This window comes from Butyricimonas synergistica DSM 23225, assembly GCF_000379665.1.
Lineage (GTDB): Bacteria > Bacteroidota > Bacteroidia > Bacteroidales > Marinifilaceae > Butyricimonas > Butyricimonas synergistica.
Genome location: NZ_KB903360.1, coordinates 54,098 through 78,998 on the forward strand (window position 1 = coordinate 54,098; position 24,901 = coordinate 78,998).

General features: G+C 42.3%; 15 protein-coding genes. All 15 read left to right on the forward strand.

Annotation, left to right across the window (positions count from 1 at the left end):
• Positions 1–56 precede the first annotated feature (56 nt).
• The 15 genes from A3CY_RS0108670 to A3CY_RS0108740 all read left to right on the forward strand — a co-directional run bounded on the left by A3CY_RS0108670 (position 57) and on the right by A3CY_RS0108740 (position 24,843).
• Positions 57–3,161, forward strand: coding sequence for an efflux RND transporter permease subunit (locus tag A3CY_RS0108670; protein WP_018337521.1), 3,105 nt, complete (start codon positions 57–59; stop codon positions 3,159–3,161).
• 17 nt (positions 3,162–3,178) lie between these two features.
• Positions 3,179–4,366: a TolC family protein gene (locus tag A3CY_RS0108675; RefSeq protein WP_018337522.1), complete on the forward strand. Its 1,188-nt coding sequence runs from the start codon at positions 3,179–3,181 to the stop codon at positions 4,364–4,366.
• Positions 4,367–4,488: 122 nt separating this feature from the next.
• Positions 4,489–5,055, forward strand: coding sequence for an RNA polymerase sigma factor (locus tag A3CY_RS0108680; protein ID WP_018337523.1), 567 nt, complete (start codon positions 4,489–4,491; stop codon positions 5,053–5,055).
• A 91-nt stretch (positions 5,056–5,146) separates the two neighbouring features.
• Positions 5,147–6,322: a FecR family protein gene (locus A3CY_RS0108685; protein WP_026207464.1), complete on the forward strand. Its 1,176-nt coding sequence runs from the start codon at positions 5,147–5,149 to the stop codon at positions 6,320–6,322.
• A 139-nt stretch (positions 6,323–6,461) separates the two neighbouring features.
• Positions 6,462–9,683: a SusC/RagA family TonB-linked outer membrane protein gene (locus A3CY_RS0108690; RefSeq protein ID WP_018337525.1), complete on the forward strand. Its 3,222-nt coding sequence runs from the start codon at positions 6,462–6,464 to the stop codon at positions 9,681–9,683.
• 11 nt (positions 9,684–9,694) lie between these two features.
• On the forward strand, positions 9,695–11,143 hold the full coding sequence (locus A3CY_RS0108695; protein WP_018337526.1) for a RagB/SusD family nutrient uptake outer membrane protein: 1,449 nt from the start codon (positions 9,695–9,697) through the stop codon (positions 11,141–11,143).
• Between the two features lie 4 nt (positions 11,144–11,147).
• Positions 11,148–11,840 carry a DUF4843 domain-containing protein gene (locus A3CY_RS21990; RefSeq protein WP_051082710.1) on the forward strand — a complete coding sequence of 231 codons (693 nt, stop codon included), beginning with the start codon at positions 11,148–11,150 and terminating at the stop codon, positions 11,838–11,840.
• A gap of 24 nt (positions 11,841–11,864) precedes the next feature.
• Positions 11,865–13,283, forward strand: coding sequence for a hypothetical protein (locus A3CY_RS0108705; protein WP_018337528.1), 1,419 nt, complete (start codon positions 11,865–11,867; stop codon positions 13,281–13,283).
• Positions 13,284–13,321: 38 nt separating this feature from the next.
• Positions 13,322–15,949, forward strand: coding sequence for a zinc-dependent metalloprotease (locus A3CY_RS0108710; RefSeq protein ID WP_018337529.1), 2,628 nt, complete (start codon positions 13,322–13,324; stop codon positions 15,947–15,949).
• Between the two features lie 425 nt (positions 15,950–16,374).
• The gene (locus A3CY_RS20630) at positions 16,375–16,935 is read left to right on the forward strand and encodes an RNA polymerase sigma-70 factor (RefSeq protein ID WP_018337530.1); all 561 of its coding nucleotides are present in this window, start codon (positions 16,375–16,377) and stop codon (positions 16,933–16,935) included.
• Positions 16,936–17,096: 161 nt separating this feature from the next.
• A complete protein-coding gene (locus A3CY_RS0108720; RefSeq protein ID WP_169503599.1) occupies positions 17,097–18,239 on the forward strand; it encodes a FecR family protein in 1,143 nt (380 codons plus the stop codon).
• A gap of 95 nt (positions 18,240–18,334) precedes the next feature.
• Positions 18,335–21,925, forward strand: a complete 3,591-nt coding sequence (locus tag A3CY_RS0108725) for a SusC/RagA family TonB-linked outer membrane protein (protein WP_018337532.1) — start codon at positions 18,335–18,337, stop codon at positions 21,923–21,925.
• 30 nt (positions 21,926–21,955) lie between these two features.
• Complete coding sequence (locus A3CY_RS0108730; RefSeq protein WP_018337533.1) at positions 21,956–23,341, forward strand: RagB/SusD family nutrient uptake outer membrane protein; 1,386 nt, start codon at positions 21,956–21,958, stop codon at positions 23,339–23,341.
• A gap of 24 nt (positions 23,342–23,365) precedes the next feature.
• Complete coding sequence (locus A3CY_RS0108735; protein WP_026207466.1) at positions 23,366–23,560, forward strand: hypothetical protein; 195 nt, start codon at positions 23,366–23,368, stop codon at positions 23,558–23,560.
• Between the two features lie 29 nt (positions 23,561–23,589).
• A complete protein-coding gene (locus A3CY_RS0108740; protein WP_018337534.1) occupies positions 23,590–24,843 on the forward strand; it encodes a Calx-beta domain-containing protein in 1,254 nt (417 codons plus the stop codon).
• Positions 24,844–24,901 lie beyond the last annotated feature (58 nt).

Sequence of the window (24,901 nt, forward strand, 5' to 3'; positions counted from 1 at the left end):
TCACGAAATCGACAATCACGGAATCTCAGAATTTTAAAATCTAAAATTAACTTCGGATGTTAAATAAGATCATACAATATTCATTACACAACCGGTTGGTGGTAATGATCGCGTCGATCGCCTTGCTTTTATGGGGGTCTTACACGGCGCATAAAATGGAAGTGGATGTATTCCCGGATTTGAATGCCCCGACCGTGGTCGTTATGACCGAAGCACAGGGGATGGCTCCCGAGGAAGTGGAACGCATGGTGACGTTCCCCATTGAAACAGCAGTAAACGGTGCTACCGACGTGCGTAGTGTGAGATCGTCTTCCACGACGGGATTCTCTGTCGTGTGGGTTCAATTCGAGTGGGGAACCAATATATACACGGCTCGGCAAATCGTTTCAGAAAAATTGTCCACCCTAGGAGATGCTCTTCCCGGTAACGTGGGAAGCCCCACGCTCGGTCCGCAATCCTCCATTTTGGGAGAGATGATGATTTTCGGTTTAACCGCTGATACCACCTCATTGCAGGACTTACGTACGATTGCCGACTGGACAATCCGTCCCCGCCTACTCTCCACTGGAGGTGTGGCACAAGTGACGGTTATCGGCGGGGATATCAAAGAGTACCAGATACTCCTAGATCCCGCCCGTATGAAGCATTACGGGATTACCCTAGACGAGGTACTCGCCGTGGTAGACAACATGAACCAAAATGCCACTGGAGGTATCCTTTACGAATATGGCAACGAATACATCGTGCAAGGTCTTCTTGCCACGAATAACGCGGAAGAACTTGGCAAAGGCGTGGTAAAAACGGTAAACAACGTACCCGTCTTACTTTCCGACATCGCTACCGTTCAAATCGGGCAGAAAGAACCCAAACTGGGATTGGCTTCCGAGAAAGGAGAAGCCGCAGTTCTGATTACCATCACGAAACAACCGAATACCAACACGCTGGAACTGACAGACAAACTGGATAACGCCATTGCCGAATTGCAAAAGACGTTACCCTCGGACGTAAAGGTTTCTTCCGACATTTTCCGTCAATCCCGTTTTATCGAAAGTTCTATTTCAAACATTCAGAAGGCTTTGCTAGAAGGAGCGATCTTCGTGATCATCATCCTTTTCTTCTTCTTGATGAACGTACGCACGACCCTTATATCGCTGATCGCCTTGCCGCTATCTTTACTCGTGGCAATCCTAACACTACACGCGCTGGGACTGACCATCAATACCATGAGTTTGGGAGGGCTCGCTATTGCCATCGGCTCGCTGGTCGATGATGCCATTGTCGACGTCGAAAACGTGTATAAACGACTACGGGAGAATCGACTAAAACCGGAGGGCGAGCGCCTTTCCCCGCTAAAGGTCGTGTTCGAGGCATCAAAAGAAGTACGTATGCCGATCCTGAATTCCACGCTTATCATTGTGGCTTGTTTCTTGCCCTTATTCTTCCTTTCCGGCATGGAAGGACGTATGTTGATACCGCTAGGAATTGCTTTCATCGTGGCTCTTTTCGCTTCAACAATTGTCGCCTTAACCCTTACACCGGTATTATGTAGCTACATATTGACAACCTCGAAAGCATTGAAGAAAAGCGAAAAAGAACCCATCGTGGCACGCACGTTGAAAAAATGGTACAAAAAAGCTCTGGAATGGGCACTTCATCACAAAAAGATCGTGATTGGCACGAGTGCCGCTTTACTAATCTTCACGATTATTATCATGCTCAGTCTGGGACGTAGCTTCCTGCCCCCATTCAATGAAGGTTCTCTCACGATCAACACCAGCACGATGCCGGGAATCTCGTTAGAAGAATCCGACAAAATGGGACGCATGGCAGAAGAAATCTTACTAGGCATACCGGAAATACAAACTGTTGCCCGAAAGACTGGACGTGCCGAACTGGATGAACACGCCCTCGGGGTAAACGTGTCGGAAATAGAAGCTCCATTCGAATTAGACAAACGTTCCCGCGAGGAATTTCTTGCCGACGTGCGTCAGCAATTAGGTAAACTACAAGGAATGAATATCGAAATCGGACAACCGATCTCCCACCGTATTGATGCCATGCTGTCCGGCACGAAAGCGAATATCGCTATCAAATTATTCGGTAACGACTTGAACAAGTTGTACACTATCGGCGGACAGATTAAAGATGCCATCCAGGGCATAGACGGCATCGCCGACCTGACTCTGGAACAACAGATCGAACGTCCGCAATTGCAGATCATGCCCAAACGGGATATGCTTGCCAAGTACGGTATCACACTACCCGAATTCTCTGAATTTATCAACGTAGCACTATCCGGGAAAGTGGTTTCCCAAGTCTACGAGGGCGGACGGGTATTCGACCTCACCGTGAAAGTACATGATGACAACCGGGCAAACATGGAAGAAATAGGCAACCTGATGATAGACGCCAACGGGCAAAAAATACCGCTGCATTACGTGGCTGAAATCGTTCCCTCCGTGGGACCGAACACCATCAGCCGGGAGAACGTGCAACGGAAAATCGTGGTATCCGCCAACGTGGCAGGACGTGACTTGAACGGTGTCGTGAAGGATATCCAAAAGACGGTAGACGAACAAATCATTTTACCGGAAGGCTATCACGTGGAATACGGCGGTCAGTTCGAAAGTGAACAAGCTGCTTCTCGGACGTTGTTCATTACTTCCTTGATTTCCATCTTATTGATCTTCCTGTTGCTATTCAACGAATTCTATAGTATGCCGCTATCCGGAATCATCATGTTGAACTTGCCCTTGGCGATCATCGGTGGAATCATCAGTATATGGATGACCTCAGGTATTATCAGTATTCCCGCCATCATCGGTTTCATATCGCTATTCGGTATCGCAACGCGAAACGGTATTTTACTCGTGTCGCACTACAATCACCTGCGGAGCGAGGGAATGTCACTGCATGAAAGTGTGATTCACGGTTCGCTCGACCGGTTGAACCCCATCTTGATGACGGCATTAACTTCAGCTCTAGCATTGATCCCGCTAGCCGTCGGAGGCGATCTTCCGGGTAACGAGATTCAAAGCCCGATGGCTCAGGTTATCCTGGGTGGCTTGTTAAGCTCTACCCTACTGAACGGCTTCGTGGTTCCGATCATGTACATATTGCTCAACCACAAACAGAAAGAAGTTGAAAATTTGGAAGCATAACCCTTGAAACAAACAAAATGAAGACGTACAAATTATATATATTAAGTATCATGTTGCTAGGTGCTCTCACCTCGAGAGCCCAAAGCAGCATTGACGAGGTATTGAAAAGCGTCGAGAACAACAACAAATCGTTGCAAGCCAACGTGAAGTTGACTGACGCCCAAAAACTGGAATCCCAAACGGGCAAATTCCTGGCAAACCCATCATTTGAATGGGAACAAATGTGGGGCAACCGCAATAACCCCGGTTCGGAACATTCATTCACGGTAAAACAATCGTTGGACTTTCCTAGCACGTACACGAACAAGAACAAGATTGCCGCATTGAAGTCCGGCACGTTCGACCTGCAATTCACCGCATACCGTCAACAACTCCTGCTGACGGCAAAACAGACCTGCATTGAGATCATTTACCTGCGCAAACAAAAAGTCCTGCTGGACGAACGCCTTGGTAATGCCGAATCCATGTTTGCCCTTTACCAAAAGCGATTGGCGTCAGGCGACGCCAACCAACTGGAATTAAATAAAATCCAACTGGAATTACTCAACGCCCAAAACCAAAGCCGCCTGAATCAAGCTGCTTTGAATGCCGCATTGGAACAACTACAAAACTTGAACGGCGGTAACCCGATCACGTTCGAGAACACAGAATACCCGATAGGAGAAAGCCTGATTAACTTCGAGCAACTTCAAACCGATTTCATTGCCGCCGACCCGAACTTGAAGGGCTTGGCAGGAGAGCAAGAGATAGCCAAACGGGAAATAAAACTCAACCGTTCCCTCTCCCTCCCGAAATTCGACATCGGTTACAAACGTAGCGCCTCATCGGGAAACGTCGCCTCCAACGGCTTCGTTGTGGGAGTATCCATTCCCCTCTTCGAGAACAAGAACACGGTGAAAAAAGCCAAAGCCCAAGCAGAATTTGCCACGGCTTCCCTCGAAGACAACCGTCTGAATCTCCGCACAAACCTGCAACAACTCTACCACCAAGCAGAAGCCTTGCAGGTATCTCGCCAAGATTACGCTAAAGTATTGAAACAACAGCGTAACGTGGAATTACTTAACAAAGCCCTGAATGCCGGACAACTCTCCGTGATCGACTACTTTGTCGAGCTCACCACTTTCTACGATAGCCAACAAAGCTATCTGGACGTGGAGAAAGAGTACCACAACATTTTGGCTCAATTGTATCAATACAAGCTATAGAACACAGGAATTTCTATAGAAATTACGACAGGAGGAATTCAACAAAATTGAATTCCTCCTTATTTTTAATTCGTTTCTAAATTTTATTATCTACCTTTGCGAAAAATAAAATAAGGAACTACATGCAAATTGCAGACACGGATATCCTCGATGCATTTAAACAAAATGTGAACAAAGGAGGAAGTCTTCTCTTTCGGCGTTATTATAAACCCCTTATTCTATTCTCTAACTCCCTACTCAATGACGATACTTTTTCCGAGGATATCGTACAAGACGTCTTTTACCATTTCATCAATACCCATGCTTACAACCGCATCTCCCCGAACACGTTAGCCACATTTCTCTTCCGGGCCGCACGTAACCTCTGTGTAAACAAGATTCGAAATACACGTGAATACACCTATGCAGAACTTCTCTCGTTCGAAGCCACCGAAGAAGAAGCCATAACATTCTCTCCCGAACTCGTTGAAGCTATTCGCAAAGCAATCCGCCAATTACCCGAAAAAACCCGTGCCGTTGTTCTATCCATTATTGTAGAGAAGAAAAAATACAAAGAAACCGCAGAATCCTTAAACGTTTCTGTCAATACAGTCAAAACCCTTCTCAATCATGGACTGAAACAACTTCGCAAACAATTTTCCGACCCGGCAATTTTCCTTTTCATGCTATCCCAACAGTCCTGTTTATAAGCGAGCTACAACTAAAAAATAAAAATAATAACAAAAAACATTCACCCATTTTCACTTTTCTACTATTATCTTATAGATAGAAAACAAAACTATGATGATAGTAGAAGAAAAACGTACACAAATACATGATTACCTAACCGGAGCAATGGATGAAGCAAAACAGCAAACATTCAATCATTGGCTAGAGCAAGACGAGGAAGCACAACAACTTTTCCGAGAAGAAGTTCAAAAATTCAGGCGTGTGGAGTGGGCTGAACGATGGGGACAAGTAAATGACATGAAAGCAGAAGAACACTGGAATGATTTGAAAAAAACGCTCAAATTAGACCATCAAAATAAAAATACATCAAAACGGATACTATGGCTATCTACTGCTGCCGCATTCGTTATTGGTATAATTAGTACCTTCTTATTTTACAGCAAGCCAACAACAACCCCCACGATACAAGTAGCACAATCCACTTCTATAAAACCGGGTAGACCACAAGCAACATTACTATTAGAAAATGGAGAAAAATTATTATTAGGAGAAACGAAAGACACTTGCCTAATATTAGCTAATCAAAACAAAATTACCATTAGCCAAGCAGGGGAACTACAATACGAATCAGTGAAAGGCTCGAAAGGGGAAGGCATGCACACGTTATCCATCCCGCGTGGGGGAGAATACAAATTAGCATTAGAAGACGGTACCGAGATCTGGTTAAATAGTGAAACCAAGTTGAAATACCCGATTCATTTTTCTGGAAAAGAACGCCGGATTATTTTAAAAGGAGAAGCCTATTTACAAGTCGCTCGAAACGAATCTCAACCTTTTATTGTAGAATCGGGCGATATGAGCATACACGTGCTAGGTACTTCGTTCAACATATCCAATTACACGGAAGACGGCAAAAGTTTAACAACTCTTATCGCCGGAAAGATTCGAATTGTCATGCCAGATGAAACAAAAAACATAACCTTGCAACCAGGAGAACAAGCCATCGTGGAAAAAGGAGAAATCTCCGTGAAAAAAGTAAACACCAAGCTATATTCTTTATGGATGAAAGAACGTTTCGCTTTTGAAAAAGAAAGTATCGAACAAGTCATTCGCAAATTATCTCGCTGGTATAACGTGAGCTTCACTTTTGCAGATTCTAAAATTAAAGAAAAGCGTTTCACGGGTAGTATCCCCAAATATTCAGACATTTCACAAGTACTGAAAATCATTGAAATGACCACTAATATTCATTTCATTATAAAAGATGACATGATCACGATACAATAAAAATACGAGAAGTGCGGTCAACACTTCTCGCAATTTGAAAAATTGATTTGAGCAAACAATTTAACGATTCAAAATTATGAAAAAAAAATCAAATGCAAGGGCAGGTAACCTACCTGTCTTAAAAAAAAGTCGATTGGCAATGAGATTCTTTCTCCTTTTTACATTCTGTTGGGCACTCTCTATTTCAGCCAGTGCTATTGCACAAGACGTGCGTTTATCGATAAATAAGCATAACGTGGAATTAGTAACACTTCTCAATGAATTATCCGAGAAATCTAACTATGAATTCTTTTTCAACGATAACGAATTAGCAGGAGTCAGAGTAAATATCAGTGCTGAAAAAGCTACAATAAGGGAAATTCTGGATCAAGCGCTACGAGGCACCGCTTTCTATTACCGGCTTGTCGAGAATGTTTTCGTCATTTCGCCTAAAGCACTGGGAAAAGTATTTCCCTGGAAAGTATCAGGAACCGTAAAAGACAAATCCGGTGAAACTTTACCAGGAGTAACCGTATCCCTAAAAGGGACAACGGTCGGCGTCGTGACAAACGCCCAAGGAGAGTTTAAAATAGAATTCCCCAAACAACAAGATAGTGCCGTTATCATTTTTTCTTTCGTGGGGATGAAGACCCAAGAATTGATGTTAAAAGACTCTTTAACAAAAAATCTGGTGATTATCATGGAAGAAGAAGTGACTGAGATGGACGAAATCGTTGTCACAGGATTCGGCAATAAATCAAAAAACAGCTTTACCGGCTCGGCAGTCGTGGTAAAAAGAGAACAATTATTAAGTGCCGGAACCAAAAACGTATTGCAGAGCCTGCAGGCTTTCGTTCCCGGCATGCAACTAGTAACAAACAATAGAATGGGCTCTGATCCAAACACGATTCCGGACATATTGGTACGCGGTCGTAGTAGTTTTGAAGGCTCTTCTAACTTACCCACATTCATCGTGGACGGGGCAGAAGTCGACGTGAATTACATTTTTGATATGGATATGAATGACGTGGAATCCGCTACAATATTAAAAGACGCTTCTGCAACAGCACTCTACGGGGCAAAAGCTTCGAGCGGCGTCATCGTAATCACCACCAAACCTCTAGCAGCCGGCAAATTACGCGTATCCTATTCTGGAACACTAAAAGGGTCTTTCCCGGATTTACGGGATTACGATTTATTGAACAGCAAGGAAAAACTTCAATATGAACAGGCTGCCGGAGTTTACTCATCAAGCGGTAAAGCACAGTGGGAATTAGACCGACAATACAACGAACGCTATCAACGGGCTATAAGTGGTGTAGAAACAGATTGGATGTCAAAAGGCGTTCGAAATGCATTTGTACATAACCATAATATAAACATCTATGGAGGAGATGAATATATTCGTTATAGCCTTGGCGTTCGTTACGGAAATGAACAAGGAGTTATGAAAGAATCCAAACGCGACCGTTATTCTTTAAGCTTCAAGTTATCTTACAATAAAGGAGAAGCCGTTTTCTTTCAGAATACAACCACGATAACTTCCGTTAACAGAGTAGAATCACCTTACGGTAAGTTTTCCGAATACGTATCCTTGAACCCCTATGACCGGGCATACAATTTAGACGGGACCTTAAATAACAATTTATCTTTCGGGGCAAAGAATCCTCTCTACGAAGCCTCTTTGGGAAGTTTCAATAAAGGCGAAGAATTCTATATTCAAGATATTTTCACCGCAAAATTTCTTTTATTACCCGGCTTACGCACGGAAGCCTCTTTTTCCATAACGAAACACAAAAACGACTCGGAAGAGTTCATCTCTCCGAACTCGAAAAAATATGACGGCAAGCCCGTTTCCGAACGAGGATCCATGAAGATCGAGAACAAGAAAAGCATGATATACGAGGGAAAATTACTATTCACTTATAACAAAATGCTGTTCGACAGATTATTGCTAAATGCTACTTTTGGAGGTAATATACAATCTTCCGACGCAACTAGCAATAACTTCACAGGTATCGGCATTCTTTCCGACAAATTAGATTATGTATCCTTCGCAACCAGATACGAGAACTCCGCACCCGGGGGAAGCACAGCTCTATCAAGAAACATCGGCTCCTTTATCACGGCAAATATCATCTATTCCGACCGCTATTTCTTTGATTTTTCCTATCGTTACGAAGGCTCATCCCAATTTGGCAAAGACAAACGTTTTGCTCCATTCTGGAGTACCGGAATCGGATGGAACATACACAAGGAACGCTTTTTCAAGGCAAACTCTACCGATATATTGAAATTAAGAGCCAGTGTCGGGTACATCGGGAAAGCCAATTTCGATCCCTCTCAGGCCCTGACCACTTATCAATACAACCCATCGCTCAATTATAACAAGGGCATCGGAGCAATTCCCATCACTATCGGCAACACGGATTTAAAATGGGAACGTACCTTGAATTGGAATTTCGGGGTTGACATGACTTTATTCAAGAATCGGCTGGATTTAACATTAGATTATTATCGCAAGATTACGGACAACTTACTTTTGGACGTGGCAAAAGCTCCCTCTATCGGGGTGGAAACCTCTACCGAGAATGTCGGCAAAATCAACAACACCGGTATTGACTTCAGCCTAAGAGTGGTGCCAATCCAAAACCAGAACTGGAATTGGGCTCTGAATTTGACCATGTCCCACAATAAAAACGAAATCAAGGAAATCAGTAATGCCTTAAAAACCTTGAATGACAAAAACAATGCGCAAGATTCCCGTACACCTCAACCTGTATATGTAGAAGGAGAATCACTCAGCGCCATAAAAGTCGTAAAATCAACAGGAATCGATCCGGCAACAGGATCAGAAGTATACGTGAAACAAGACGGAAGCCTAACCTTCGACTTTGATTACAACGATAAAAGAGTGTACGGAGACCAAGATCCCAAAGTATACGGGGCATTCGGTTCATACCTCATGTACAAGGGATTCTCCCTAAACCTTCTATTTTCATATCGTTTAGGAGCAACACTTTACAACGAAACCCTTGTTACACGAGTAGAAGGTGCCGACCCGAAGAAAAACGCAGACAAACGTGTTTTCACGAGTCGTTGGCAAAAAGCAGGCGATCGCACTAAATACAAAAACATAGCGGATTCCAATATCCCGAAACAGACCAGCCGTTTTATCGAAGACGAATATCGCCTGGAAATGACATCTATCAATGCGGGATATGATTTCAAACCCGACTTCTTGAAAAAACTCCATCTACGTCAATTAAGGCTTGAATTCCTGATGAACGATCTTTTTAATTTATCATCCATCAAACAAGAGCGCGGACTGGACTATCCGTTTGCACGCAGTTTTGAATTCTCAGTACGGGCAACCTTCTAAAAATTAAAAATATGAAAAAGAATCAATACATATACGCTTTACTCGTCATGTTTCTCGGCATTACCGCATGCGAGAACTATCTGGATGTAAATCCTAAAGGCAAACTTGCCGAAGACGAAATGTTCGAGGACATTGAAGGCTACCGGAGTGCCATGTATGGAGTGTATGCCTCTCTAGCCCAAAAAGACTTATACGGCAAAGTCCTGAGTTACGGCTTTCTTGATGAACTGGCACAATTATACTATTCTCCCTATGAATTTAACAGAGACAACATTAAAGAAGTTACAACCTACAAATACAAAGACTTAAAAGTCGTAGACGTGGTCGACAATATATGGAAAAAAGGATATGCGTGTATATCATACGTGAATAACATTTTAGCACACCTAGAAAAGGAAGACTTGAATTCAGAAACAGACTTTCCCTATATGTTGGGGGAATGCCACGGTCTGCGAACCTTCATACATTTCGATATATTACGACTCTTTGCGGACAACATCCTACTCAAGCAAGACGCAAGCGGTATACCCTATGCTTATGACTATGATCTTCAGAACAAACAAGTATTCTCTTTAAAAGATTCATACACGAATATTCTAAACGATCTGACAAAAGCAGAAAGTATTCTGGAAGAATGCGAATTAAACAACAAGACAACCACCCCGACCAGTTACCAAGCAGATCGGTACACCCAAATGAACATTTACGCCGTCTACGCCTTAAAAGCAAGAGTTTACCAAGCCATGGGAGATAACCAAAATGCACGGAATTATGCGGAGAAAGTAATCACTGCCCCTGAATTTCAGTTAATAACCCCATCCTCGGAAAACCTAAAAGCAGTCATGAAATTTCCCGCCGATAATGAATTAATCTGGGGACTATTCAATAATACTTTATACAGCACCCTATACGATGACTTCATTTCCACGGATATTGTAATAACACCAAGAAGAGTAAGAGAAGATCTGACAGACATTTACAACACCAAAGAATTTCAGCCGACAAGCCAAGATTACCGTTACCAAACATTCTTCAGACCAAGTTCGACAACAATGTTCATTCGTCTACTGGAGAAAGCAGCGGAGGTTGACGAGGATATCACTAAAATAGTACAAGGAGTAAACCTCATTCGCTTACCCGAAATGTACTATATTGCCGCAGAAGGCTGGTACAACGAAAAGCCTGAAAAAGCCATTCGTTATTTAAACGATGTAAGAAATAGCCGTGGCTTAGCAGACATTGACAACTCAAAAGTCAACCAAAAAGAAAAATTCATGGAAATACTGAGGAACGAACGTATCCGGGAACTATGGGGTGAAGGGCAAATATTTTTAGATTACAAACGTTATAATGTCGAATTTTACGACCTTGATATGAAGCCAATTAAACCGTCCCCCCAAATATTTAATTTACCTTGGCCGGAAGCAGAACTTGAATATGGATCCACTTTCAAAAAATAATATCATGAAACTACAACATATAGCAAAAGAAATACTCGCGATATCAATTTGTCTATTGACATTACAAGCGTGTAATAACGATTCGGTTATGTACGAGGAAGGAGCTCGCATCTATTTTCCCGTGGACAGTATGCACTACTCCTTTGGGGATAAAGCCTTAAACTATACCCAACACACATTCGAATTTCCCGTGAGAATATTAGGAGATATTAGCAAACAAACACGCAAATTCAAAGTCACACTAGATGCGTCCAAAACCACAGCTGAAGCGGGTAAACACTACAAGGCTCTTAGCGCAGAATACGAAGTAGCCATAGATTCCGTTAATACGGTCATTCCTATCGAACTATACCGCGAAAAATTAGGGGATACGGAAGAATACCTCTTGACGCTGAAATTAGAAGCCAACGACGATTTTGAATTAGGAGTACGAGAATCCTTAACAGCAGTATTTGCCTTCGGAAATGTATTACTAGAACCCAAATGGTGGAGCTCCTGCAAAAGATATGTCGGACCTTACCATCCGGCGAAATATCAAAAATTCATAGAGATCCACGGAGAAGCATTACCGGACAAATATTCAAGTTATAACGACCGAAATATGTACTATCTTTCTATATTCAAACAAGTAAAAACTTATTTCGAAGAAAACCCGCAAGAGGGGATTTTCTTTCCGGATGTTACTTGGCCGCTTTAATCTATAACTTTAAAATCGAAAAATATGAAAACTAAATATATCATCATAATCTTATCGTTCTTCTCTGCCTTTTCCTGCATTGATGATAAATCAAATATCGGATTAAAAGAAATTTCCACCATCGAATACGTGGACGGAGGGCTAGAACCCATATATCGAGTAGACAAACCTGATATGCTAATACTGGGAGCTCCACGAGTAAAACAATCATATATTGAAAAACCTCTTCAATACGAGTGGCAAGTAGATCACAAAGTGGTAAGCACGGAAGACACCTTACGTTATCCTTGTACCCGACTGACAAAACCCAACGAACTTCTTAATTGTAGATTAAAAATTTACAATGACGACGGTGCCATTTTCCAAACATTTCTTTTGGAAGTAAATGCCAATAAAGAAGGAATTATGATCATGAGCAAATACAACGGGGAATCTCTAATCTCTTTCAAAAGGACGGATCGCCTAGAACTTCCGGCAATCCGAGATGCCTACAAGATCAACAACCCGACTATTCCTCTAGGCAAAGAACCAGGGACACTATACTATGACACCAAACATGTATATGTAACCACATCGAACCCCACCAAAGCTGTTATTTTAGATATCCAGACCTTTAATGTAACAGAAATCCTTGACCTCCCCGCTGGAAGCCATATTACCAACATATCCGGACATCCCTATTTCACAGAGCTATGTATGTTAAGCAACGGTAAGTTCTACAATTACGACATACAATCGAACTTCCCGTTCCAATCTACCTGGGAATCCTTTCCTGCTGATGCCAAATTCTCGAACAAATCTGTTTTTTTGTATGATTACACTTATTTCCAAATGGGTTATACGTTATGGGAAGAAACCAAAAACGAATTGTGGATATATTTACAATCAGGGATAACTCCTTATTCTTTAACCGGCGATAAACTGAAAGGCAAAGAGTTATTAGCTATAATGCCGTGTTACTACACGCAAAACTTACTCTTGGCGGTAAAAGACAACAATAGCAACATCTCCATGGTACAATACACCCCAGACAAAATAAGCCCGGTTTACGGGGGAAGTCCTATTCCCCCGCTTGGACAACTAATAATAAAAGAAATTCCCGCCAGCAGCAACATGAACGAAAACAGTGTATTCCTTACCCGTTCCGCCGAGTCAACCACCTATTACACGAAAGGAAACGCCGTCTATATGTATGATTACATCGGAGGAAATTTTGAACCTAAGCCAATAATAAAAATAGGCAATAACGAGGACCAGATCGTGGCTATGGCATTTAGCCCAGACGAAACAAAACTATTTATCGGAGTTAATTCACCCAGTGGAAACTACAAAGGAAGCCTATATTGTTATGATGCAACAACATACACATTATTATGGAGCGAAACTGGCATGGCAGGAGAAATCGTTTCAATGATATACAAAGGGGATGGAACTATACAATAACTAGAACAAATGTCGTTCAAATCAAACAAAATACTTATATGAAAAAATGGATAATTACATTAGCAGCGATTATCGTTAGCATATCGCTGGTTCCGGACTTGTACGCATCAAATAAAAAGAAAAAAAGTGCAATCAAGCCTACAACACAAAATACTCGCCCCGAGAGTGCATACGAAAAATTATTACAGGGCAAAGACGTGGTTACAGCCAAAAGTAATTTCATCACCCTACATAAAGCGGGTAACAAACTGTATTTCGAAATCCCGCTAAAATACATGAACCGAGAAATGTTACTCGCCTCGACAGTAACCCAGGTTAGCGACCCCGACTACTGCGACATCGGTTTCAAATCCAAACAACCATTACATCTTAAATTCTCCAAGCGGGATAGTTCTGTATTCTTGCATTACGTGACCACTCTCGCCACCACGGATAACTTGGATAAAGCCCTGAACAACATTTATGGCGATCCGATCCAATACATTTACAACATAAAAGCCTATAACCCGGATAGTACGGCTGTCGTGATCGACATGAGCCCTCTATTCACCACGGACGCACAAGAATTGAGTTTCCTATCGGAAGAAAGCATGGGCGGTTTAGTAAACACCACATATTCATTCAAAAAAGATGCTACTTTTCTGGATGGGATCAAAGCCTTTGATGACAACCTGAGCATACGGACCGTGATGTCATACGGCATAACAATGAAAATACTAGGACTTATCAAAGTCATGGATAACGCCCCGTTCACGGCAACCGTCACCCGTTCACTTGTCCTTTTACCGGAGCACAAAATGCGTCCCCGAATCTCAGACTCCCGAATAGGCATTTTCAATAGCTCCAAAACCCGTGTTTCTATCACGCATGAGGATAAAATAAATACTTACTCGATAGCCCATCGTTGGCGCATCGAACCTAAAGATGTAGAAGCATACAAGCGTGGAGAACTCGTGGAACCCGTGAAACCTATTGTATTTTACGTGGACGACGCCTTCCCCGAATTATGGAAAGAATCCATCCACAAAGGAATAACCAACTGGAACATTGCTTTCGAGAAAATCGGTTTCAAAAACGTGATGATTGCAAAAAATTTTCCTAAAAATGATCCGGACTTCGACCCCGATAATTTGAAATACTCTTGTGTCCGCTACGTGCCGAATTCAACAGCCAACGCCATGGGACCTTCATGGACAGACCCGACCACAGGGGAAATAATCAACGCCTCGGTATTAATTTACGGGAATATCATACAATTATTAAATAACTGGTGCTTCGTGCAAACGTCACAAGTTAATCCTGCTGTGAGAAGTAAAAAACTACCGGACGAAATTATAAAAGAAGCCCTAGTTTACGTGGTTGGACACGAAATCGGACACTGCCTTGGATTCATGCACAACATGGCAGCCTCGGCAGCCTTCCCGGTAGATTCACTACGCTCACCTTCCTTTACCCGAAAATACGGGACAACACCCTCTATCATGGATTACGCCCGTTTCAACTATGTCGCACAACCGGAAGACACCGACGTGAAATTAACCCCTCCCGCTTTAGGCCTATATGACGAATTCCTTATCAAATGGAATTACCAGTACTTGCCAGACTTCAAAGACGAATGGGAAGAACAACCTATCGTGGAAAAATGGGTTGATGAAAAAGCTGGCAACCCACTCTATCGTTACGGACGACAACAACTCATCGCACGTTACGACCCAAGCGCCCTCGAAGAAGATTTGGGTGACGACGCAATAAAAGCAAGCGAATACGGTATCAAAAATCTAAAATACATCCTTTCCAATTTAAAAGATTGGATCAAAGATGATCCGGATTTCTCGCATCGCCAAGCCTTATACAGCCAAATCCTAAACCAATACTACCGCTACTTGCGAAATGTAATGTACAATATAGGAGGTATTTACTTGACAGAAGTGAAAGAAGGAACTCCCGGGAAAAGATTCGAAGCTGTACCGAAATCCCGCCAAAAGGCAGCTATGAAATGGCTACTCAAGCAATACACGGACATGGAATGGCTAAACAATGCAGAATTAAAACAACATTTCCCCCTAAACATCAATGGTAGCGCCATTATTCGAGAACAAGTGGCACAAAATATATATAAATTAATAAATAACGTGATACTCTCGTCACATGTGGCTTCGTCACCTTATTCGGTCAATGAATTTATCACGGATCTTTACACTAGCACGTGGAATAATCTGATACAAGGCAAAGAATTGACGGAAAGCGACAAAATTTTACAACAAACCTTAGTTTCTATCGTTTGCACATCTCTAAACGACACCCAAAAAGCAAACTCTTCACCTTTCGGCTTTGCCCCTTCTGTCGACGAGATTCTTGCCTACAATTTAGATGACTCGGGTTTAATCAAACGATTCGCCGATCAATTTCGAGCCGTAGATGAAAAATTCGGAAGAGGTTACGTTGCCTCACGCTTAAGCGATTGTCATTTTGGTACTCCCGGTTACGGTCTTCAAAGAGCCGTGAAAATAAATTCAATTAACGACTCAAAAGCCTATCTACAAGACATCGCAATAAAATCCAGGGAGTTACTAAGAAACAAAATTGGAAAAACTTCCGGTCATTCAAAAATACACTACCAATCTTTATTAATAAAATTGAACAATGCATTAAAAGATAAACTATAAGATCATTTTTCAATATTCAAAAAACAAAACTGTCCAAACAAATAGTATGTCCAAAACTTCATATACTACGTTTGGACAGTTTTTTACAACTTTCCACTTGTTTCAATATGCAAGACGCTTGTGTTTGAACATTTACCAAGACGAATCCCTCCCCCCAAATGCCCAATCAAATATAGCAACAAACGAACGTTTAATGATAGCAGGTTTTAGCGGCAACAAGAAAGTTTTATAAGACAAAAAACAATTCCACTAAACCATTGATTATTACCAAAATATAATAATTGATAATAACATTTTTTCATTGACGGATTTTGATTATTTTTGCACTAAATAAACGTTGGATTAATAAACTTCAAATAGGCTTTTTACGCCCGAGGTGACCTAATACACGTTTACAAAATCTAGTCATATTTTAAGGATGCCTTATGAAGAGGGGAGCTAAACACATACATTTCACGAACGGAGAAAGTGTTGTTTTCGATGAATATTTTCGAAGCAACTTTCAAAAATTCGTGGCTTTTACCTCTCGTTTTCTAATTGATACACAGCAAGGAGAAGACGTAGTTCAAGATACATTCGTCCAAATTTGGGAAGCAACAGACCTTACTTTTGAATCAGAGCCAGCTCTCACCGCCTATATGTACCGCATCATACGCAACCGCATATTAAATGACTTGAAACATTTGAAAATTCAAGAAAAATATAACGAACGAATGCGCCGGGAGATGGAAAGCGAGAGCTTTCTCGTAAAATCCGTGTGGGATGAAGAAAGCCGCCACTTACTTTACAAGGCAATAGACACCCTCTCCCCACAGTGCAAAGAAGTCATACGTTACCACCTGGAAGGGAAAAAGAATCAAGAAATCGCAGAACTCATGGATATTAGTATCGTGACCGTAAAATCCCACAAGATGGTTGCTTATAAACAATTAAGGGAATCTTTGTCTAAAATCATATTTTGCCTATTCCTTACTTCCATACATTAACTCCAAAATTGTATCCTTCTAAAAAAGGATCTCATCGTGCTACACAATAAAAAATGATCGGCACTAAAAAAATATTTCAAAAAAAACTCATACTCTTTTAAAATTTAGTTGTTCTACAAATGAACGAGGATCTAAAACTGATCTTCCAACAAAAAATACTTATGGAAAAATTGGAAAAATATATCAGAATGTGCCGCCTGGCAATCAAACAACGACTCTCTCCAATAGCCCCACAGGACGAGGAGAAGCTGGAAGCCTGGTTGCAGGAAAGCGATGAGAATCGAGAACTTTACAACTCGATCGATCATATCGACCCGGCAAAACTGAATGCATATTACCCGAACACGGACATCGAATATCAACTATCCCGATTTTATAAAAAACGCAAACGTACCGCCCGTTCTATCGCTTGGCGTTGGAGTGTAGCAGCAGTGGTCGTTCTCGCTTGTGGAATATCGTTTTATCTGATGGATAAAACAGAACCTATCATCTCCTCTCCCGTGAAATCAATTTCCGGAGGAGTAAGCCTCGTGTTATCAGATGGACGACAAATAGATCTTTCAACAACGACTCGCCCCGACACGATGGAAATGGGGGCAGCCATTGCCAATGTACAGCAAAACACGCTGGTCTATTCCCCGTTTGACACAGCAAAGGAAGTTAAACACAACACATTAATCGTTCCCAAGGGAACCTCGTTTCACTTGATATTAAGCGACGGTACACGAGTATGGTTGAATGCCGATAGTAAAATCACGTATCCGGTTACTTTCACGGGTAACACGAGAGAAGTTCACCTCGAAGGAGAGGCTTTCTTTGACGTGAAGAGGAATGAACAATCCCCATTCACGGTGAACGCCGATCAATTGAACGTACGAGTGTTAGGTACAAAATTTAACGTGAACACCTTCGCGGATAATGGCCACGTATCCACCGCCCTGGTGGAAGGTTCGGTTGAGGTTTCCGGGAAGACGGGAATGTTTCGGCGGTTAATTCCCGGACAGGTAGCAATGATAGACACGATCGGAAAGATTCAGGTTGTCGACATGGAACTGAAGCCTTACACGGCATGGATTGATGATATGTTTTGTTTCAGAAATACTCCTCTATCGGAAATCCTAAAGCAAGTAGAACGCTATTACAACGTGAAAGTCGTGTATAACGCGGATTACCGGGAAGAATATTACACGGGAGATATTTACCGTAACAAACCGTTACAGACGCTGTTGGATGTGCTGGAAATGACTATCCCCGTGAAATTTGAATTGCTTGATCAAGTTATATATATAAAAAGAAGGAAGTAGGTCGGTTGAAGACTAAATTCCACAAGAAAAAATGTCTTAACAAAAAAGAAGAACAAGAAAAGTACAAACATTACTAAACCTTTATTAACAAAGAGATGAACAAATTGGTAAGTCTGTTTTTTCTGGTGTCAGTGACACTGGGATTAACCTCTCTACCCTCTACGGCAACTGCTCAAACGCAGAAAATCACACTGAACGTGAGGCACGTGAAGCTAGTCGCAGTACTGGAAGAGATACAAAAGCAGTCCGGTATTAATTTTATCTATAACGAGAAAATCGTTAATGACGTGAATGATATTACGCTGGACGTAAAAGAAGCCCCCATCGATACGGTCATGAAGCGCATCTTACAAGGGACAAATCTACAATACGAAATTCACGAAAAGATTATCGTGATTACCGAGAAAACAGCCCAAAAACAAACACCTCGAAAAATTAGCGGAGTCGTCCGTGACGAGCAAGGGGAACCCTTACCGGGAGTAACCGTCATAATCAAAGGAACCACGGTAGGAACTGCCACGGATATTGGCGGACGATTCTCTATAAATGTTCCCAACGGGGTGAAACAACTACAATTCACGTTTATCGGTATGACCCCAGTAGATGCAGACATCCCACAAGACGGGAAAGAGATGCAGGTGGAACTAAAATCTCAATCCGACCAATTGGACGAAGTGGTGGTAACCGGTTTCCAAACTACTACAAGGCGAAAAGCCACGGGATCGGTAGCTGTCGTTCCCATGGAAGTATTCGCCAACAAAGCGCAACCGACAGTAGACCAATTGCTACAAGGACAAGTAGCCGGTGTCAGCGTACAAGCATTATCCGGACGTCCGGGAGAGTCTGCCAAGATACGGATCCGGGGAACAAGTTCCTTGACTGGAGATGCCGAACCCTTGTGGGTTATCGACGGAGTGCCCATGCAACGCAATATGCCTAAGATCAATTCGGGACAAATCAAATCCGGGGATTTTAATGACATCTTCACGAACGGCATCGGAATGATAAATCCGAACGATATCGCGAGTATTACCATCCTGAAAGATGCTTCCGCGACAGCTATTTACGGTTCCCGGGCAGCAGGCGGTGTTATCGTGGTGACAACTAAAAAAGGACAAATCGGAAAAATGACCGTGAATTATTCGGCTAACGTATCCATCGGACTCAAACCTCAACGAAGCGTTAAACTCATGAACTCCACCCAAAAATTAGCCTGGGAACAAGAGTTGTGGAACGAGTTCAGTGAACCCGGTTTCTCCCAAGTGGACACGTATTACCCGGTGGTAGGTATCGTGGGAATGATGCGAGCCGGGATATTAATGGAAAAGGACGGACAATTAGCCTTTTTGGAAAAGGGAGCAACACCATTGACCACAGAGCAACAAGACGAGTATATAAAGAAATTATCCGGTCACACGACAGATTGGTTCGACATATTATTCCGGAATTCCGTGTCAACAAACCATCATCTCTCGCTGTCCGGGGGTAGTGAAACGAGCACCTACTACGTGTCCCTGGCATACACGAAAGACAATGGATTGGTGAAAGTCAATGATTATGACAGGTATAACCTGAATTCCAATTTAATTTTAACCCCTAGCGAACGAATGAAAATAGAGTTTGGCTTTGATTTGTCAAAACGACATTCCAACGATTACCCTAGAAAATTAGATCCATTCACGTACGCTTATTACGCTAACCCGTATGAAACTCCTTATAACGAAGACGGCAGTTATCGTCCGGATTTCACTTATTACTCCCTAGGGTCAGCAAACGGTTATCCTGCCAAAGACAAACTTTTGCCACCGAACGGATTCAATATATTACGTGAAATGAACGAAAACTCAACCAAAGCAGACAACGTTTCCACGGGTTTGCGGGTTGGTTTTGACTATGACATTTTAAGGCAGCTGAAATTCTCCGGTTTAGCATCCTTCACGTTCACAAACAACAAAACAGATGATATTTACGGGGAAAACACCATGACGGCATTCAATGACCGTTTGGATTTTGACAAATCGACCACAAGAACATACGGTTCGATCTCACAAACCTCTGCCAACAACGAAAGTTACAGTGTTCGGGGATTCTTGACTTACACGAACGTATTCAATGATATCCATCGCCTCACAGCATTGGGTGGTGCCGAATTGCGGGCAGAAAAGACAAAGAGCATTTTCGAAAAACGCTATGGATACGACCCCGTAACCGGTAACTCAGCCATGCCTTACCCGGATAATATTACTCCCCAATCCATGGCAGCAATCATGGACGATTTGTCCGGGCAAGAGATCACGGAAAATCGTTTTGCCTCGTTCTTCGCCTCTTTGGACTATTCTTTGATGGAGAAGTATATTTTCAGTGCCTCTTTCAGGACGGATGGTTCCAATCATTTCGGTAGCGACGAACAATTCAACCCTACTTGGTCTATCGGGGCATCTTGGCATATCAGTCAAGAGAGCTTCATGGATCCTTTCAAGAGTTTCTTGGATTACCTGACTTTACGTGCAGCCATGGGATACACGGGAAATGTCAATCCTTATACCAGCCCTTACTTGGTCATGACCTACACGGGAAAATACAGGACGACAGACAACAACGACAAATATCGCATCGGTAACGTGTACGTGGCTCCTAATCCGAGATTGCGATGGGAGAAAACCCGGGATATGAAGGTCGCATTGGAATTCAGTATATTCAATGAACGGATTTCCGGATTGGTGGAAGGATACTACCGTTTGACAAAGGATGCCGTGACCACTTCCCGACTCCTTTCCAGTGTGGGCTTTTCATCACAAAAGTATAACTCATCCGAAATTGAAAATAAAGGTTTCGAGGCAACGATAAAATTTGGTATTTTAAACAGTAAAGACTGGAAATTATCTCTTTCCGCGAACTTCGCATGGAACCAGAACAAGCTGAAACGGTACAAGGATTTATCAGGCAAAATTTCAGGTGGTTATGACAATTACGAAGGCTACCCGCTGGATGCTATTTTCACGGGAAAACCGACAGGAATTGATCCTTATGACGGCGTATACAAATTTGAACTCCGCCCGGATGCAGAGATCAACAAGGCAACAGACTTGAATGACCCGGATAATTACCTATTCTACCGGGGAACCGCAACAGCCCCATACACGGGTGGTTTCAATTTGCGTTTCTCGTATAAAGCTCTAACACTGAACGTTGGCGGAGCCTATGCGCTGGATGCCAAAATATACAATAATATGAAATCACCAGCCACGGCAGAAAGTGCACGACAAGGAACCGGCAATAATTCATATCAAACTTATTACAGTGATTTATACCGTAATCACTTGAACGTGGAAAAAGATATTACAAACCGTTGGACTCCGGAACATACGACAGGAGTGAAATATCCCCGGATTACCGATTATTACGGTCCTGCCCTGAATTTAAATTATTACAACCCGTTCTACACGGAAATAACCCGGGGAGTAATGATTGAAAATACCTCTTACTTGAGAATTTCCAATATCAGCCTGGCGTATCAAGTTCCGCAAGACATTGTTCGTAAATTACGTTTGTCCTCACTGGATGTGATGTTCACGCTGAATAATTTCTTCACGATCACGAATTACAGCGGAATGGATCCGGAAACCCCGGGAGCAACTTATCCCAAGACCCGCTCGCTCACGTTCGGGCTGAACTTAGGATTTTAAAAGAGATTTGAATTAATAAATTAAAGAAACATGAAAAATATATTCTACATACTGGTGCTGATCGTCGCAGTTTGTACTTCTTGCAAGGAGTACCTGGATGTGAAACCAAAAGGGCAGACAATACCCGAAACAGCTGAAGAATTTTCTGCCATGTTGCAATATCATCTCGACAGAATCGATAATGAAGATATGGGAGATTACGAGATCATGGGAGATTCGGAAAACGTATTGTATTACGAGTTTTTTTCCGACAACCTGGATGCCAGTTTAACATTTTATCCCGACGGAGCTCGCTCTCCGGTTTACATTGGAAGTAAAATAAATACGTTCCAGGATAAATACGAGGATTTGTACAAGGTCATCGGAGATTGTAATATTATCATTGACAACTTGGAAGAAAAAAATACCGAATTGGGGAAAAAAGTGTTGGCGACGGCTTACGCTTTACGAGGAGTCTGTTATTACAATCTCTTACGCCTATTCTGTGAGCCCTATGACAAGTCAAAGGAACAGGAAATGCTGGGATTATCTGTCGTGGAGCGGTTTGACGTGGAGGCAAGACCCGTCAGAAACAACATGAAAGAGAGCGTTGATTTCATCGAAAAAACCTTGAAAGACGCTATCACTTTCCACCAAACGGATCAAACCTTCCGTTTCACGGAAGATGTTGCAAAGGCTTACCTGGCAAGACTTTATTTTTGGACACAACAGTGGGATAAAGCCATTGCCGTTTCGGAAGAGATTTTGGAAAAATATCCTTTACAAGAAGGAACTGCTTACTTGGATATGATGCAAGCCCGATATGACCAAAAAGGAAATACGATCTTAAAATCATACGTGTATGGACCGCGGGGTGACTGGAGTTACGGTTTATCGTTGTCCGAATCGAAAGTACGCCCAGTAAGCGAGGAACTCGTGAATCTTTTTGTAGAAAAAGGGAATGACGTAAGATACGAGTTATCATTTGACAAGAAGAGATTGAATACCAAACGGATATGTTCCTGTGTGCGCAGTGATGAGATGTGTTTGATAATAGCAGAAAGTTACGCCCACAAGGCAGATGCAGCAAATGCTCTGAAATATTTGAATTTATTACGTTCAAAACGGATTACCGGTCATGTTCCTTACACGGAAAGTACATTACCCGCCGTAGATGCAGATGCTTTAATCAAAGTCGATGCCACCGGGAAACCCCTGACACCCTTGATCTCTGCCATACTAAACGAACGCCGAAAAGAGTTCTACATGGAAGCCGATCGCTGGTTTGAATTAAAACGCAATGGAAGACCTGAATTCTGGGTAGCGGCAAACGGCTCGAAATACGAAACTCTCAAATATTTCTACACGGCTCCTCTCCCGAAAGAAGATATTGATTTTGGAACAGGAGTTATTCAGAATGAAGGATACACGGAATAATTTAACGGTTTAAATGACAGTATTATGAAAAAGATAGGATATTTACTTGTAAGCAGCTTTTTAATCGCTCTATGCGGGTGCGGAGATGTAGATGAAGTTCCCCCGAGAACCAACAATTTGACAACAAATTATCTCGTTCCAAAGCCTAAACTATTGACCGCAGAGGAACGAGAAGCAATAAACGAGCGGATTGCCCGGTATAACGAAGCAATCCAATAAAGAATGTATTAAACGATAAAACAAGAGTTATGAAACATAAGTTATTTTTACTCGTGTTGTTGGCAATAGCTTGTTTGAGCTTAAGTTGTAGTGATGACAATAACGATGGGGCAACTCTATCGTTCGGGCGAGCCTATTACGTATTGCAAGCCCAAGCAGCCCTTGAGGTTGATCTACGAGCCAGCAGCCCCGTGGAGAATGCACTTACAGTCAAAATCAATGTAAGTGGCTCTGCGGTAGAAGGGGAAGATTACAATATTTCCGCTAAAGAATTCGTGTTCCAACCGGGAGAAGATATCGCGAAAATCACGATTACTCCCTTGAACAACTACACGGAAGAACGAGAAATTAAATTATCGATGGAACCGGTTGTCGGTTACTCCTTATGGAATAACAAAAGTACGATCATTCCCATAGAACCTAAGGAAGTCTTAATATGTTCTTTCACGAAAAGCTGGGTTGAACTGGAAGCGCTTTACATGGCAGGTATCGAAATAAAAGGGGCAGCCAGCGGAAAGTTTAGTTCCATTGTTGATTTACACCTACCCTTTGAAATCGTGGAAGAAGGAACAACAGCAGTTGAAGGAGAACACTATTCGATAAAAGGTGATGTACGCGAATTCGTGATCCCTGCCGGCAAAAATAAAGCCGAAATTCAACTGGATTTTCTAAAACGGGAAGCCGGGAAGGATAAAATCATGTTCCGACTGAAACTACCGGATGATACCTATCAATACGGAAATTACGCCGAGTTACAAGTACAGATTGTAGGTCCGCTGTCATTTGACAAGTTAGCCGGCAAATGGGAATACAAAACTTTCGCCAGTGAAATGGCAATCAGGGATCTTCTAGGCACGGAGCCGGACTTTGAATCAGACCTCTACGAATTACCTACCGCAAATTCTTCTGCCGGAACTATTGAATTTATCCAAGGAGCAGAAGAAGGCAAGGGACAGATGATATCCAATTTAACCGGTGATTTGGCAAACTATTTACAGAATTGCGAAATAGAATTTATTGATCCCGAGTATCGTTATTTATATGATCTAAACACGGATGCGTGGATATCAAATGCTAATTTCAACCCGATAAATGCTTATTTCTCGGCTTCTTCATCTGACGAAAGAGAAGGGAAAGTCGGCTTAAGGTTATTAGATGGAGGGGAAACATTAGAAGTCCGCATCGAAGATTGTGATCCGCAAGATTTCTTACAATTCACGTATATGCTTTTCGGAGATTTGGAGATGACACCTCTCGTGTTCCATTTCACCCGAGTGGAATAAAAGACATTTCAATTACAAACAACAAGGGGAGGGACTTCCCTCCCTTTAACTTTAAATA